At 67.1% G+C, this 14823-nt stretch carries 14 protein-coding genes; 1 reads left to right on the top strand and 13 read right to left on the bottom strand.

The genetic code is table 11. The features are described from left to right. Positions 1–71 precede the first annotated feature (71 nt). From HL671_RS15230 to HL671_RS15285, 12 genes are all read right to left on the bottom strand, one after another. The gene (locus HL671_RS15230; protein WP_210263907.1) at positions 72–2612 is read right to left on the bottom strand and encodes a YbcC family protein; all 2541 of its coding nucleotides are present in this window, start codon (positions 2610–2612) and stop codon (positions 72–74) included. Next, positions 2609–4237: an NADH-quinone oxidoreductase subunit L gene (locus tag HL671_RS15235; protein ID WP_172236862.1), complete on the bottom strand. Its 1629-nt coding sequence runs from the start codon at positions 4235–4237 to the stop codon at positions 2609–2611. Before HL671_RS15235 ends, HL671_RS15230 begins: the two co-directional genes overlap by 4 nt. Beyond that, the gene (locus HL671_RS15240; RefSeq protein WP_172236863.1) at positions 4234–5181 is read right to left on the bottom strand and encodes an NUDIX domain-containing protein; all 948 of its coding nucleotides are present in this window, start codon (positions 5179–5181) and stop codon (positions 4234–4236) included. Before HL671_RS15240 ends, HL671_RS15235 begins: the two co-directional genes overlap by 4 nt. Next, the gene (locus tag HL671_RS15245; protein WP_172236864.1) at positions 5178–5456 is read right to left on the bottom strand and encodes a 4a-hydroxytetrahydrobiopterin dehydratase; all 279 of its coding nucleotides are present in this window, start codon (positions 5454–5456) and stop codon (positions 5178–5180) included. The genes HL671_RS15240 and HL671_RS15245 overlap by 4 nt, the downstream gene beginning before the upstream one ends. Before the next feature lie 35 nt (positions 5457–5491). Next, positions 5492–5788: a BMC domain-containing protein gene (locus tag HL671_RS15250; RefSeq protein ID WP_011925335.1), complete on the bottom strand. Its 297-nt coding sequence runs from the start codon at positions 5786–5788 to the stop codon at positions 5492–5494. Between the two features lie 145 nt (positions 5789–5933). Beyond that, positions 5934–6242 carry a BMC domain-containing protein gene (locus HL671_RS15255; protein ID WP_283813086.1) on the bottom strand — a complete coding sequence of 103 codons (309 nt, stop codon included), beginning with the start codon at positions 6240–6242 and terminating at the stop codon, positions 5934–5936. A gap of 91 nt (positions 6243–6333) precedes the next feature. Then, positions 6334–6594, bottom strand: a complete 261-nt coding sequence (locus tag HL671_RS15260) for a carboxysome peptide B (protein ID WP_172236865.1) — start codon at positions 6592–6594, stop codon at positions 6334–6336. After that, entirely contained in the window at positions 6584–6874 is a 291-nt protein-coding gene (locus HL671_RS15265) for a carboxysome peptide A (protein ID WP_008961424.1), read from the bottom strand. The genes HL671_RS15260 and HL671_RS15265 overlap by 11 nt, the downstream gene beginning before the upstream one ends. Beyond that, positions 6871–8400 (bottom strand): carboxysome shell carbonic anhydrase, encoded by a 1530-nt coding sequence (locus tag HL671_RS15270; protein ID WP_172236866.1) that lies wholly within the window; start codon positions 8398–8400, stop codon positions 6871–6873. Before HL671_RS15270 ends, HL671_RS15265 begins: the two co-directional genes overlap by 4 nt. Beyond that, positions 8397–10088 (bottom strand): CsoS2 family carboxysome shell protein, encoded by a 1692-nt coding sequence (locus HL671_RS15275; RefSeq protein WP_246579512.1) that lies wholly within the window; start codon positions 10086–10088, stop codon positions 8397–8399. Before HL671_RS15275 ends, HL671_RS15270 begins: the two co-directional genes overlap by 4 nt. Before the next feature lie 9 nt (positions 10089–10097). Further along, a complete protein-coding gene (locus tag HL671_RS15280) occupies positions 10098–10439 on the bottom strand; it encodes a ribulose bisphosphate carboxylase small subunit (RefSeq protein WP_012042813.1) in 342 nt (113 codons plus the stop codon). 68 nt (positions 10440–10507) lie between these two features. Then, a complete protein-coding gene (locus HL671_RS15285) occupies positions 10508–11947 on the bottom strand; it encodes a form I ribulose bisphosphate carboxylase large subunit (protein ID WP_012042812.1) in 1440 nt (479 codons plus the stop codon). A 150-nt stretch (positions 11948–12097) separates the two neighbouring features. Here HL671_RS15285 and HL671_RS15290 point away from each other — a divergent pair, with 150 nt between their 5' ends. Then, positions 12098–13015 carry a LysR family transcriptional regulator gene (locus HL671_RS15290; protein ID WP_012042811.1) on the top strand — a complete coding sequence of 306 codons (918 nt, stop codon included), beginning with the start codon at positions 12098–12100 and terminating at the stop codon, positions 13013–13015. Between the two features lie 76 nt (positions 13016–13091). Here HL671_RS15290 and HL671_RS15295 read toward each other — a convergent pair whose 3' ends face one another. After that, positions 13092–14744 (bottom strand): 3-(methylthio)propionyl-CoA ligase, encoded by a 1653-nt coding sequence (locus HL671_RS15295; RefSeq protein WP_041750591.1) that lies wholly within the window; start codon positions 14742–14744, stop codon positions 13092–13094. Positions 14745–14823: the final 79 nt, after the last annotated feature.

Genomic DNA, 14823 nt, shown 5'->3' on the forward strand with positions numbered 1-14823 from the left:
TCGCACTGCTTCGGCCAAAGCCGGCTACCGCGCGCCCTCTCAGGCGGCATCAGCCCATCGCCCTCCGGCGATCAAGGTTCTGACCGCTCCTCAAGCTGCTGCCACAGCAGATGGCCACGATAGGCATGCGAGACGCGGCCTTGCGGCGAGATCGCGTAGAGATGCAGCCAATGATGGTCGACGAGTTCACGTACGATGTCATTTTTCGCGATCACGCCGTTGATTGCCTCGAGCGGAGCCTCGATCAGCACCGTCAGGCGCAGCGGCTCGTGCACGAAGCGGCTGCCGTCATGCACGGACTGCCAGGGCAGCCCGACCTTGAGATCGCCGGCATTGCCCTCGAGCACGCCGAGCGTGCCGACGACATTGTGCAGCACCTTGTTGCCGGCGCCGAACGCGGCATTGTTGACCGTCGAGCCATAGTATTGAAGGTTGATCCAGCTCGCCACCACCATCGGCGCGGTCATGATCAGCTGCAGCGTGCCGAAGTCCTTGTCCTGCTGCCAGTCGTAATCGTGCAGGAAGCTGCGGCCGCCGAGATCGATTGCCCTGGTGCGGGCGCGCGGCGCCGCGATGAAGCTGGCATTGCCGGCCAGGCCCCATTCCGGCCTGACCTGGGCCCAGTCGCGGCTTCGCGTTACCACCTGCTGCTCCGTCGCCGCGCCGCGAGCTATGCCGAGCAGCGCCGCGCGCTCGAGCCGCGTCAGCGAGGTGGCCTTGGCCAGCAGCGCACGCAGGCGCCGCAGGTCGTCGGCATGAGACGCGGGCAGTTGCTCGATGTCAAACAGCCTGATCTCGTCGGTCGTGGTGTCGTGCAGGCAACCGAGGAACACGGTGTCGTCCGGAATGTCGATGCCGCGCTGGCGCAGCGCGACGCGAACGTCGGGATCGTTGAGGATGGCCGCCGCGACCCGCGCATTGGCCTCGCCGGTGTGTCCACCACAGGCGCCGCAGTCCAATCCTGACGCATGCGGATTGTTCACCGTCGTGCTGCCATGGCCCGTCAACATCACCAGGCGCGCGAACGGTCCGGTCATCGACATCGCCCGGAGCACCGCCTCGGCCATCGCGACCCGCTGCGCCGGATCGAAGCCGGTGGCGCGCCCGCCGACCGGGCGCGGCTCGATCCGCGGGCCGAGCCGGCCGATGAGATCGTCGTCCAGCCCGTCGGTGTTCGGATCGTGCACGGTGCGGGTCACTGCAAGGCTGTCGCTGAGGATCTTGCCGGCAAACAGCAGCCCCGCCGTCTCGACATAGATGAACGACGACACCGCCGACAGCTTGAACGACTTCCAGGCCTTCCTGACGCGGCGACGCAGCAGGCGCATGACCAGGATCTCGGAGTCCTCCTCCTCCGATGTTCCGCCGACGGCCTCGCACACCGTGAATTGCGGCCGCAGCAGCACCGGGCAATGCGCGCGGCCGGTGACGTGACCGATCGGCACGAACTCGATCGGGAAGCCGAAGAAGCCGGCAAATCCCACCGTCTCGACGCCGTCGCCGACCGACTCCATCGCCCGCCGGTACACCTCGGAACGCACGTCGATGCAGAACGCGGCCTGCACCGCCGGCCGCGCGCCGGCCGTGCGCGCTGCAGGCGCCCCAGCGAGACGATCGAGCAGGCGGCGTCGAAACGCGATCTCATAGGCCTCCTGCAGCACCATGTTGATGCAGAAATCAGGATCGCCGCCGAGCTGATCGTCGAGCGGCGGCAGTGCCGCCTGCTCCATCGCGCGGCGCCAGGCCTCGCGGAACGCCGTATCCGTGCGTTGCGCAAACAGCGTGTAGCCCCACACCACGCGGATCGCCAGCAGCTGCTCCAGCGTATCGTCGCGGTCGCCGGCGAGCTCGTGGTTCCACATCAGGTAACGCGCATAGGCAGCCCAGCCGCCGATCTCGAGCAGCGCCTGATGCAGATAGTCCTCGACTGCACGTGCCGGAATGCCGAGCCGTTCGATCACCGTGGCGATGGCGGCGACGTAGTCGTCGGGCATGTCGGCGACCAGCGCGCGGAAACGCGCGATCCCCATCATCTCCGGATTGCGGTCGTAGCGCACCCAGGCGCGCCAGGCCGCATAGGGGCGCAGCCCGCGCGCCGGCATCCGCCACACCGATTGGCCCTCGTCGAAATAGGCGGCGCACCAGCGCGAGATCTCGTCGGTCATGAAGGCGGTGCGCGCCACATGGCGATCGCCGGCCGCGAGCTCGTTGAGCACTTCGGCCACTGTCGCGACCACCGCCGGAGGCTTGCGCGCGATCCGGTCATTGTCAGCGAGCTTGAGCAGCTCCGCGGCTTCGGTCGGCAGACGCCAATCCGCAGGCGCGGCGGCAAGCGCCGCCGCGAGATCCGCCGTTTCGATCGTGCCGTTGCGAATGGCCTCGCGGTAGAACGCCCGCGGCATCAGCGTATCGATGCGGGCGACCCGATGCAGCATCGCGCAGGTCGCGTGGAAGCTGCGGTCGCTGAAGCCCAGGAACGGGTTGACGGCGACGAAGTTCTTGAGCGGCCAGACCGGCGCGATACGGCGGCAGGCGCGTTCGATGGCGTGTCGCAGCAGCGGCGTCGGGGCCAGGACGGCGGCCGGCGCCTCACGGTCGATCACATCGCTCATGGGTGTTCCCTCAGCACGATTGGAAGACGAACGGGGACGGATGTCGGCGCCGGCCCGGGCCAGTAATGCAGCACGAGACGGTTGGTGATCGTGTTGACGTAGAAGCCGTTGGCGACGTGGACGTACAGCGCCTGCCAGCGCGGCTCCGTCGCATGCTTGGGCACCATGCCCTGCAGGAAGGTGACGGTCGCGAAGGACAGCACGATCAGCGAGACGATGGCGATGCCGAGCGGCCCACGCAGCGCCTCGGTCTTCGGCAGCGCGCCGGCGAACATCTGCTCGGCGACGAGCTGCAGGCCGAAATAGGCCGCCGCGACCACGGCCGCCAGCGCCAGCGTGCGCACGACGACATAGGCATTCGGCCGCTCGTCGATGCCGTTGGCGACGAGGTGGATCAAGCCGAGCAGCAGCACCGCGCCGAGCGCGAACACGCCGGGCTGGCGGGCCGGCGTCGCGCCGGTCAGCAGGCTGAACAGCAAGGTCACCAGCAGCACGCCGGCGATCGAGAAGATCAGCCGAAACGGGTGCGGCTTGCCGCCGGGGCTCGGCGTCCAGGACGCGCGGGCGATGTCGATCACGCTGCCCGAGGACAGGAAGGCATGCGCCTTGTAGAGCGAGTGCGCGACGATGTGCAGGAGCGCGGCGGCGAATGCGCCGAGGCCGCATTCCATCATCATGAATCCCATCTGCGCGATCGTCGACCAGGCCAGCGAGACCTTGATCGAAGTCTGCGTCAGCATCACCACCGAGCCGAACAGCGCAGTGAAGCCGCCGATCACCGCGAGCAGATCCATCGAGGTCAGCGACAGCGAGATGACATCAGTGAAGCGCAGCACCAGGAAGCCGCCGGCATTGATGATGCCCGCATGCAGCAGCGCCGAGACCGGGGTCGGCGTCTCCATCACCTCGATCAGCCAGCCATGCACCGGGAACTGGGCCGACTTCAACAGGCCGGCGAAGACCATCAGCACCGCCGCGATCTGGACGCCGAGCGGTATCGCGCCCTGCCCGCGCATCGCCTGGGCGGCCGAGAACATGCTCTCATAGTCGAGGCTGCCGAACGCCGCGTAGAGCAGGAGCATCGCCGCGACCAGGAACAGGTCGCCAAGCCGGCTGGCGAGGAACTTCTTGCGCGCCGCGATCACCGCCGCCGGCCGCTCGGCGTAGAACACCAGGAGCCGATGCAGCGCCAGGCTGGTGGCCGACCAGGCCAAGGTGAACTGCAGGAGATTGCCGGAAATCGCCAGCGTCAGCACCGCGGCCAAGGTCAGGCACATCAGGCGGATGAAGCGGATCTGGCCGGGATCGCCATCCATGTAGGTGAAGCTGTAACGCAGCACGATGGCGCCGATGAACGACACCAGGCAGAACATCGTCGCGCTGACGCTGTCGAGATAGAGGCCGAAGCCGATGCCGCTGATGGCGAGCGCCGGCGTATGCAGCGCGCCCGAGGTCGCCACCCCGATTGCGGTGGCGAATGCTGCTGCGCCGGCGACACCGGAGGCGACCGCGGCCATCCGGTTCACGGCCTGTTGCGATAGATCCGGCTTGATCGCGGGTAAGAGAGAGGCAGCGAGCAGGGCCGCAGGCCCGGACATTGCAAGCCAGAGCGAAGAGGTCATCATGTCAGGACTCCCGTTGTCGCAGGAAAACGAGATGTGTCACGGGCGGCGGTCGCGGCGGGCTTGAACAGCGGCAGCTCCGCGGCCGTGCCGTCGGCTCGCAGCATCGTCAGACCTGCCTGCCGGTTGTTTGCCGCGAGCAAGAGCGGCGGCGCTTCGATCGCAAAATCGGCGCCGCGCTGCGCGGCGAGCGCGCGATCGCTGGCATCGTCACAGGCAACGCCCCAGAGCCGCACGGACGGCCGCGCCGGGCTGCGCCGCAGGGTGGCGGAACAGGCGAACGCGCCATGCGCGCCGGCGCGCTGCGCTTCGAGCGCAGATCCTTGCAGCAGCACGCGCGGCCCGGCAGGCGCGACCGCCGCGATGATCCTCCGCGCCAGCGCGATCCGCTGGTCGGGGGCGCAGCGCGGCGCGCGAATGACGATCAGGCCGGCGCCGCGATCGCACGCCGCGATGGCCGCGGCGGCGGCGCGCACCGGATCGTCGTGATCGACCACGGCCAGCAACTGTGGCAGGCCGAGCGCGAACATCGCGCGGGCATTGCTCGGCAGCAGCGGTGCCACGCCGGGTTCAGCCGGGTCGACCCAAGCGAGGCGCTGACCTTCCCGGCCGACCGGCGTGCCGCGCCAGCGCTCGACACGGAAGATATGCAGGCGCACCCGCTTGGTCGGAAACGCATGCACGTAGCAAAGCCACGGGCGGAACGCGGTGGCGTGGATGCCGGTCTCCTCGTCGAGCTCGCGCACCGCGGCGGCGGATGCGCTTTCGCCGCTGTCGATCTTGCCGCCGGGCAGTTCCCAGAACCCCGCCGCCACCTGCCGCGCCGTGCGCTCGGCGAGCAGCACGTGGCCACGATCGTCCTGCACGACGGCGACAGCGACCTCGATCACCGGCGAGCTCATCGCGCACGGCCGCTGCGCGGCGTGATGGGACGACAGGCCGATCATGGCCCGGTCCAGGCCGCGGCGAGCACCGCGGCGCGCCGCGCATAGTCGATCTCGGCCACCCCCGGCGCCGCGCCGTCGCGGCCCCGCAGGGTGATGTTGACGAAGGTGCGGGCGAAGCCGAGATCGGGGAACAGACGCGTCTCCTCGGACAGCACCGCCAGGCCATCGAGGAACTCGCGGGTCTGTGCGTAGGATTTGAACTCATAGCGGCAGAACAAGGATGGCGGTTGGCTCACGGCCTTCCACGCCTCGGGCAGTTCGATGGTGGGCTGCATTTCTCGCCTCCGTGATCAACAAGCGGCTGTCGGCGTCATTGCGCGGCGACTTCGTCGCTCAGCAGCTCGCCTTGCGGATAAAGCGGCAGGATGTGCTCGACCTCGCTGTGCGGACGAGCGATGATATGCGCCGCGGCCAAGCCATCGCCGACGCGCTCGCAGGCATCGGCACCGGCCCGCACCGCGGCATTGACCGCCCCGGTCTCGCCGCGCACCATCACCGTGACATAGCCGCCGCCGACGAACTGACGGCCGATCAGCCGCACCTCGGAGGCCTTCGTCATCGCATCCGCCGCCTCGATCGCCGGCACCAGTCCGCGAGTCTCGATCATGCCCAGCGCTATTCCGAACCGCTCGCTTGCCATTTCTCTCTCTCCTGTCCGATCTTGTTGTGAGGGGAATTCAATTCGTCGCGTCATCATCGGCACGCGTCCGCCACGCACCGTGGCGGCGGCGAAGCGCGCGACGCTGTCGGCGCTATTCCGCCGCGGGAATGCGCGCCAGGCTCTGGTCCTCGAGGCGGGTCATGCCGGGCTTCGGCAGCACGTGCTCGACCTCGATATGCGGGCGGGCGATGATATGCGCCGCGGCCAGGCCATCGCCGACGCGCTCGCAGGCATCGGCGCCGGCCCGCACTGCGGCGTTGACCGCACCGGTCTCGCCGCGCACCATCACCGTGACATAGCCGCCGCCGACGAACTGACGGCCGATCAGCCGCACCTCGGACGCCTTCGTCATCGCATCCGCCGCCTCGATCGCCGGCACCAGGCCGCGCGTTTCGATCATGCCCAAGGCAATTCCCATCTTCTCGGTCGCCATCAGTGCTCTCCTCCGCTTGCTGTGCTGTTGATGGTTCAGTCGATCGTCCGCGCGCTGGTCAGTCGCGCCAGCGCTCCTCGCTCCAATCATCGATGATCCCGCCGATGGTGAGATCGGTCGTGATGTTCGGGTTGCCCGCGGCCGCGCGCGCCGCGGAGTAGCCGATGGTGATGACGTAATCGCCCGGCTTGGTGCCGATCGGATCCACCACCACGTCCAGATTGCCGGCGGGGTCCTCGACGACGCGCAGCGATTTCGACGCGAGCCAGAACACCCGCTTGGTGGTAACGAGGTCGCGCACGACGCGGCTAATCTGCATTGGCGACCACCTTCTGTGCCGCCCGCCCGGCCGGATCGTCCCAATAGTCGATGATGCCGACGATGGTCAGGTCGCTCGGAAAATCCTTGCTGCCGGCGGCGTCGCGCGCGGCCGAGCTGCCGACGGCAATCACCCAGTCACCGGGCTTGCAGCCGACCGGGTCGACGGCGACCTGCTTGGCGCTGCTGCCGCGCTCCTTGACCACGAGCAGCCGCCGGTTCAGCAATCCCGGAATGCGCGCAGTGGCGACCAGCGTGCCTTCCACTTGGCAGATCTTCATGGGTGGACCTCCGGTGAAGCGTCGCCATGCGACGCCGTCAGATCGATCGGGGTGAGCGCGCTGCCATCGGCGGCGCGCACGACCGCCGCAACACTGAGCCCGCCGCGCGCGGCAAGCGCCGCATGCCGCGCCAGGATCGCGGCCGCCAGCCGCCGGGCCTGCTGCTCAGCCGTGACCGCAGCGCCGGGAATGCGCGGGTCGAAGCGGATATGCGCCAGAATCGGCACCGGCAGGCGATGCGGCGCGTGATGCGCGTGCAGGATGCGAATGCCGACGTCGAGATCGGCGGCGCCCTCCTCCACGGTGCGCATCTGCGCCTGGAATGCGAGGTTGCGCAGCTGCACGTCGTCGACGGGATCGCCGACCACGATCAGACGCTCGGTATGGCCGGCATCGGCGTAGCGGCCGCGGTGCCAGTCGCGCACCGCCTCGACCTGGCCGATATTGTTCTTCAGGAGATAGCCGCAGAACCAGCGCATGCCCTCGGTCTCGGCATCGTCAGCCGGCACGCCGGCGCAGGCCGCCACCGCATCGCGGATCGCGTCCTTGGCATGCTCGCGCGGCAGGTGCGCGGTGGCGTCGTACAGGATCGCGCTGTCGGCGTGGCGCAGGATGTCCATCCGCCCGGTCGCGTCGGGCACATGCACGCGGATCGCGTCGGTGTCGGTGTCGACGCCGATCAGCAGCGTCGCCACCGCGCAGCGCGCGCCGTGCAGCGTGCGCATGGCTTGATCGAACTGGTTCAGCCGCTCCAATAGCGCGCCGGCGGCGCGCACATCGTCGCTGCCATGCGCGGCGCAGCCTTCGTGCCGCGGCGCGATGCTGCTGAAATGATAGACGCCGATCTTGAGGAAGCGCGTCGGCGCCTCGGCGGCGTTCGGCGTGCCAGTGCGCCAGCGCTGCAGCTCGACGCTTTCCCAGTGCCGCACGGACTGCGCGACGTCGAACATCGCGCCGGCATAGGATTCGCGGAAGGCGACGATGCTCGGCGGCACCCGCAGGATGTAGTCGGTCACACCGCTCAGCCGGCCGTCGGCACAGGGCGTGATGTCGATCGCGTGGAAGCCCCAGCGGCGGATCAACGCATCTGCCGGCTCGCCGTCGACGAGGTGCGACAGCCCGCGATCGAAGGCACGCTCGATCAGGCGGCAGAATGTGCCGAGCACGCAATGCGCATGCAGCGCGCGCAGGTCGAGCGGCGCGGTCCAGCTCGCCACCAGCGCGGCGGCCGGAATGTCCAGCTGCAACCGCGCATGTAGCGTCGCCGCAGCGTGCGCGGCAAATTCCGGCGCGAATTGGCGCGGCGCGAGCTCCTGCAGCGTCGGTGCGATCGCGCCAAAGGCGGCTTCGATCTCGTCGGCCCGGCGATGCAGCGCCTGGCTGACGGTGCGGTCGGCGAGCGGATGGCGTCCCGCCGCTGGCTCACTGGTGCGTGCCGACCATGCGTCCCAGCCGCGCGGCGGCGGGCGATGGCGTGGTCCGGTCGCGGCGGCGCGGCGCGCCGCATGGAGTGCTGCCCCTCTCAACTTTGCGCCCCCCCGGATAGCGTGACGCGGGCGCCGGTCTTCGAGAAATAGCCGAACATCCCGGTCACGAGCTGCTTGGCTTCCTCATGCGTCGCCTGCTGCTTGAACTTCCCTGCGCCGGCAAACGGCTTGGCGCGCGGGCCGCGCTCGCTCGGATTGCGTGCGGCGGCGAAGGCACCTTCGGTTCCGGTCACGCGCGACTGGTCGCTCCATGCGTCACCGGTGACATGGCCGTGGCTGATGCCTTCACCCGTGAGGCGGCCATGTCCGGCCATGTCGCCCGCCTGCCGCAGCCGCGGCCGGCCGGCGAATTCGAGATTGCCGGTCACCTTGCTGCCGCCGGCCGCGAACGCGCCGGTGACGCGCTCGCTTGCCGCTGCCGTGGCCGTTCCGGCCGCGCGCAGTTGCGCGGCACGTTGGGGCGAGCGGATCGAGAAGCGCTGGCCGATGGTGTCGACCGAGATCGCAGCGTCCGCCGCCGTGCCGGGGCTGTCGGCGCGGTAATACGGCGTGCCGGTGATGTCACGCATGGACCCGCGCGCCGTGCCGGTGACGCCTTGGTCCGGCCGAGGCGTGTCGCCAGTCACGGCAGCCGCTGATGTGCGGCGCTGCCAGCGCGCGGCAGCCTCGGGCTCCGCCCACTGCGCCGCCGTCGCCGGCCCCTGATACTGGCTGCCGGTCAGCAACGCGGCGGCGGCCGGCGCGTCACCGGTCACGCGCGAATGATGCTCGACATCCGAGCCGGTGATGCGCTGTCCACCCCAGCTCTGCGCCACGGCCACCTTGGATCGCGCGGCGGCTGCGGGTGCGACGCCCGAACGGTTGAGATGCTGCACGCCGGTGACCTGTCGGCCACCTGCAACGGCATCGTCGCCGGTGATGCGCGGCGAGCAGCCAGGCGAGCTGCCGGTGATGGGTTGACCCAGTTCGGTCATTTCGATGCGCGGCGGCCGCACGCGCTGACGCAAGCCGCGAGCGGCCATCGGCGCCGGGCGGCGCGTCAGATCGTCGTCGGGCGTCTGCTCGACCTCGCCGGTGATCGTCAAGCCGCGTCCAGGCTCGTCGCCGGTGATCGCCACGGCGCTGCGCGTCAGCGTGCCGGAGACAACGAGTCCGCCGGCGGTGCGCGACAGCCCGACCTTGGCCGCAGCTCCGGCGCAGGCTGCGCCGGAATTCGGAGCGAAATACGCCGTCCCCGACACCGGCTGCCGGCCGCCGCGCAGATCGCCGGTGATCTGACCGCCATAGCCGACGCTGCGGCCGGTGACACGCTGACCGCCCTGGGTGTCGGATTCGGTCACCTTCGGCACGTAGCTGCGCGGCCGCTCGCGCCCCGGACGCGGTGGTGACGGCGGCGCGACCTCGATCTGGCTGGCCGACGTCAAAATCGCGGTGCCGGCTTTCAGCGCCTGCTTGCCACCGGCCAGCAGACGGCGGCGCTGCATCGCCAGGGATCGTCCCGACAAGCTCGTACTGGTGATCGCGGCCGGCGCAGTCGCGATTGCCGGCGCTGTCGCGACAGATGCAGGCAGTGCGGCTTCACCAGTGCCCAGCTCGGGCAACGAGGCACTGCGGAAGCCGTCGCGCACCCGCTGGTTGGCGGGCGGCAGGGCGCCCTTGCCGGCGGCGAGGGCCGCGCGGCGCGCCATCGACGCGGCGCGGCCGGATGATGAGGATGGAGCGGGCATGCGCGACCTCTAGCGTCCGCTGGCGCGGTAGACGATGAAAGCGGTGCCCTGCGACTGCGCGTAGTTATCGTAACCGATCAACCGCACATGCTGGCCGGGATTGGCGCGATGGCAAGCCTCGAGCTCGCCAAGGATGCGCTCGATCGAGCGCTCGCCGAACATCGGCAGCTTCCAGAGATACCAGAAGCTCGACATCGATTTCTCCGGCTCGGTGTGCTCGATCGCCGGATTCCAGTTCTGCGAGATCAGATAGGCGATGTTCTTGCGCAGCCGGTCCTGGGTCATCGGCGGCAGGTAGGAGAAGGTCTCGCCGCGGCGTTCCGCGGACTTGTAGGCGACGGCTTCGGACATGGGGCTTCCCTGGCGTTTTCAATGACGCGTGATCGAGACAGCGATGAACAAAGGTGGGGCTTGCCGGGTCAGGCGTTGACCACGCGCAGCATCGGACCGGTGTCGAGCTTGTCGACGACGTCGAACTCGAACTTGATCTCTTTCCAGGTCTCCATCGCGATCTTCAGCTCGGGCGAGTGCTGCGCTGCCTCGGTGAGGATCTCGCGGCCCTCGCGCTCGACCGGACGGCCCTGGTTGCGTGCCTCGACGCAGGCTTCCAGCGCCACGCGATTGGCGTGCGCGCCGGCGGCATTGCCCCAAGGATGACCGAGCGTGCCGCCGCCGAACTGAAAGCACGCATCGTCGCCAAAGATCGCGGTCAACGCCGGCATGTGCCAGACATGGATGCCGCCGGATGCCACCGGCATCACGCCGGGCATCGCGCCCCAATCCTGATCGAAGAAGATGCCGCGCGCGCGGTTCTCCGGCACGAACGGCTCGCGCATCAGGTCGACCCAGCCGATCGTCGCCTCGCGGTCACCCTCGAGCTTGCCGACCACCGTGCCCGAATGCAGGTGATCGCCGCCCGACAGGCGCAGGCACTTGGTCAGGACGCGGAAATGGATGCCGTGCATCGGATTGCGGTCGAGCACGGCGTGCATCGCGCGGTGGATGTGCAGCAGCATGCCGTTCTCACGGCACCAGTTCGCCAGGCCCGTATTGGCGGTGAAACCGGCGGTGAGGAAGTCGTGCATGATGATCGGCGCGCCGAGCGATTTGGCGAATTCGGCGCGCTTGTACATCTCCTCCGGAGTCGGCGCGGTGACGTTGAGATAATGCCCCTTGCGCTCGCCGGTCTCCGACGTCGCCTTATGCACGGCTTCCATCACAAACTCGAAGCGATGCTGCCAGCGCATGAACGGCTGGCTGTTGATGTTCTCGTCGTCCTTGGTGAAATCGAGGCCACCGCGCAGACATTCATAGACGGCTCGGCCGTAATTCTTCGCAGACAGGCCGAGCTTCGGCTTGATGGTGCAGCCGAGCAGCGGGCGTCCGTATTTGTTGAGCCGATCGCGCTCGAGCTGGATGCCGTTCGGCGGTCCGCCGCAGGTCTTCACATAAGCGAGCGGGAAGCGGATGTCCTCCAGGCGCAAGCTGCGCACCGCCTTGAAACCGAAAACGTTGCCGACCAGCGAGGTCAGCACGTTCACGACCGAGCCTTCCTCGAACAGGTCGATCGGATAAGCGATGAAAGCGTAGAACGCATTGTCGTCGCCCGGAACCGGCTCGATGCGATAGGCGCGGCCTTTGTAATAGTCGAGATCGGTCAGCAGATCTGTCCAAACCGTGGTCCAGGTGCCCGTCGACGACTCGGCTGCGACGGCGGCAGCAGCTTCCTCGCGCGGCACGCCGGCCTGTGCGACAATCTTGAAAACTGCCAGAAGATCAGTATCGAGCGGGACATAATCCGGCGTCCAATAGGTCTTGCGATATTCCTTGACCCCGGCCTGATAGCTCTTCTCTGCCATGCCATCCTCCCTGTCGCTGTTCGTTGCGAGCAGAGAAACATCGATGGCCGCGAAAGAAAATTCAGTGGTTCTTATGCTGGCATTTGCATTCTTGATGATTGCGCGACGCGTGCTATCGTCCTGCCATTCGTTGCACCGCAAAGACGCGTCATGCACATCACCCTGCAACATCTGCGCATCTTCGAAGCCGTCGGCCGTCACGGCGCGATCACGCGCGCTGCCGCCGAACTGCATCTGACACAGCCGGCGGTGTCGATGCAGTGCAAACAGCTGGAGGACCAGATCGGACTGCCGCTGATCGAGCAGATCGGCAAGAAGCTTCAGCTCACAGAAGCCGGTCGCGAGCTGCTGGTGCATGCGCAGCGCATCGCGGCGCAGATGTCGGAGCTGAAGGCGACGATGGATCAGTTCCGCGGTCTCGAGCGCGGCGTGCTGCGCCTCGCCGTGGTGTCCAGCGCCAACTACTTCCTGCCGCCGGTGATCGCGGCCTTCACCGAGCGCCATCCGGGAGTCCGCGTCAGCCTGCGCGTGGTGAACCGCGACGCTGTGTTGGCCGCACTCACCGACAACCAGACCGACCTCGCCATCACCGGCCAGCCACCGGACAGCGCCGACATGGTCAGCCATTATTTCATGGACAATCCGCTGGTGGTGGTGGCTCCCCCGCGGCATCGGCTCGCCGGCTCAGGTCCAATCGGCTTCGCGGCTCTGGCCGACGAGACGCTGGTGCTGCGCGAGACCGGATCCGGCACGCGTGCGACCGTGGAGCGCTACCTCGCCGAGCACAATGTCACCTACCGACCCGGCTGCGAGCTGAGCACCAACGAAGCGATCAAACAGGCGGTTCAGGCCGGCCTGGGACTCGGCATCGTGCCGGCCCAGACGATCGAGCTTGAACTGGAGACGAAGCGCCTGGTGATCCTTCCGCTCGAGGGATTTCCGCTCTACCGGCGCTGGTTTGTACTTCACCGCAAAGACAAGCGGCTGTCCGGCGCAGCCGAAGCGTTCCGCAATCTTCTCGTGGACAAAGTTTCACGGAGTGCCGGCGAGCAGCGCCAGCCACCGTAGTCACCGAGCGCGATAGCCGCACAGGCAGTCCAGCGAATTTCGAAGTCGGCGCTGACCCAGCCACGGTCGCTTCGACTCAGGTTGCGGACGACCGAAAATCTTTGAACTGTTCGCGAAGTCTGTTCTTCAGGACCTTCCCGGTTGCCCCGATCGGGAGCGATTCGACGAAACACACGTCATCCGGCACCCACCATTTGGCGACTTTCCCTGCGTAGAACCCGATCAGCTCGTCCTTCGAAACGGCCGCTCCCGGCCTCTTGACCACGAGGAGCAAAGGACGTTCGTCCCACTTGGGATGCGCAACACCGATGCACGCCGCTTGCTGCACAGCAGGATGATCCATCGCGATGTTCTCCAGCTCGACGGTCCCGATCCACTCGCCGCCGGATTTGATGACATCCTTGCTGCGATCTGTGATCTGCATGTAGCCATCGTGAGTGATGGTGGCGACATCGCCGGTCGGAAACCAGCCATTGTCGAGGATCGATCCGCCCTCGTTCTTGAAATAGCTCTCGACGATCCACGAACCCTTGACCAGAAGATTTCCATAGGTCTTGCCGTCCCAAGGCAGTTCCTGCCCATGGTCGTCGACGATCTTGAGGTCGACTCCGAAAATGGCATTGCCCTGCTTCTGGAGGATCGCGTCTTGGGCCTCGCTGGGAAGGTTCAAATGGTGATTCTGCAGGGTGCCTGTGGTTCCCAAGGGCGACATTTCCGTCATGCCCCATCCATGGACGACCTCGACACCATGCTCGTGGCGAAACGCCTTCATCATCGAGGGTGGGCAGGCCGCTCCACCAATGACGGTGCGCTTGAAGGTGGAGAAGCGCAGCTTGTTCTGCTCGACATAGCCGAGCAGCCCGAGCCAGATGGTCGGTACACCCGCGGAGAACGTCACTCCTTCGCTCTCGAACAGATCGTACAGCGACTTTCCGTCCAGGCCGGCCCCCGGCAACACCAGCTTGGCGCCGGTCATCAGCGCCGAATAAGGCAGCCCCCATGCGTTGACGTGGAACATCGGCACCACGGGCATGACGACTTCGCGCGCCGAGACGTCCAATCCATCTCGCATCGCGGAGGCGTAAGAGTGCAATACCGTGGAACGATGCGAGTACAGTACGCCCTTGGGATTGCCTGTCGTGCCGGATGTGTAGCAGAGTCCGGATGCCGCATTCTCGTCGAACACCGGCCAGCGATACGCGTCGGAGGCGGATGAGATCAGCTCTTCATAGCACAACAGGTCCGGGATCACGGTCGAGACCGGCATTCGCTCTCTGCTGGACAAGGCGATGAACGCTTTGACCGTCGGGCATCGATCGACGACCGCCTCCACCAGCGGCAGAAATGCCGGATCGAAGAACAGGCATTTGTCCTCGGCATGATTGACGATGTAGGCGATCTGGTCGACGTGAAGCCGCGGATTGATCGTGTGGACCACTGCACCGGAGCCTGAAACGGCGTAGTAGAGCTCAAGATGGCGAAAATCATTCCAGGCCAGAGTGGCCACGCGATCGCCCATTTCCACCTGGAGATGCTTGATCACATGCGCCATCTGCCGAGCGCGCCGGTGACAATCTCTGTAATTGTAGCGATGAAGCGAGCCATCCGCCTCTCGCGAGACGATCTCGTTACCACCGAAGTGACGGTCCGCGTGTTGGATGATACCAGAGATCAGCAGCGGATCACTCATCATCTGGCCGATGAGCGGACTCTTTCGATCGTGGGACATGGCTTCCACTTCGACTTTCCAATCAAGCAGGGTTCGTTTGTGCCAATCTTCCGCGTTGCAACCTTGTCCGCCGCGTCTC

This window comes from Bradyrhizobium denitrificans (genome assembly GCF_013179005.1).
Classification (GTDB): Bacteria; Pseudomonadota; Alphaproteobacteria; order Rhizobiales; family Xanthobacteraceae; genus Bradyrhizobium; species Bradyrhizobium denitrificans.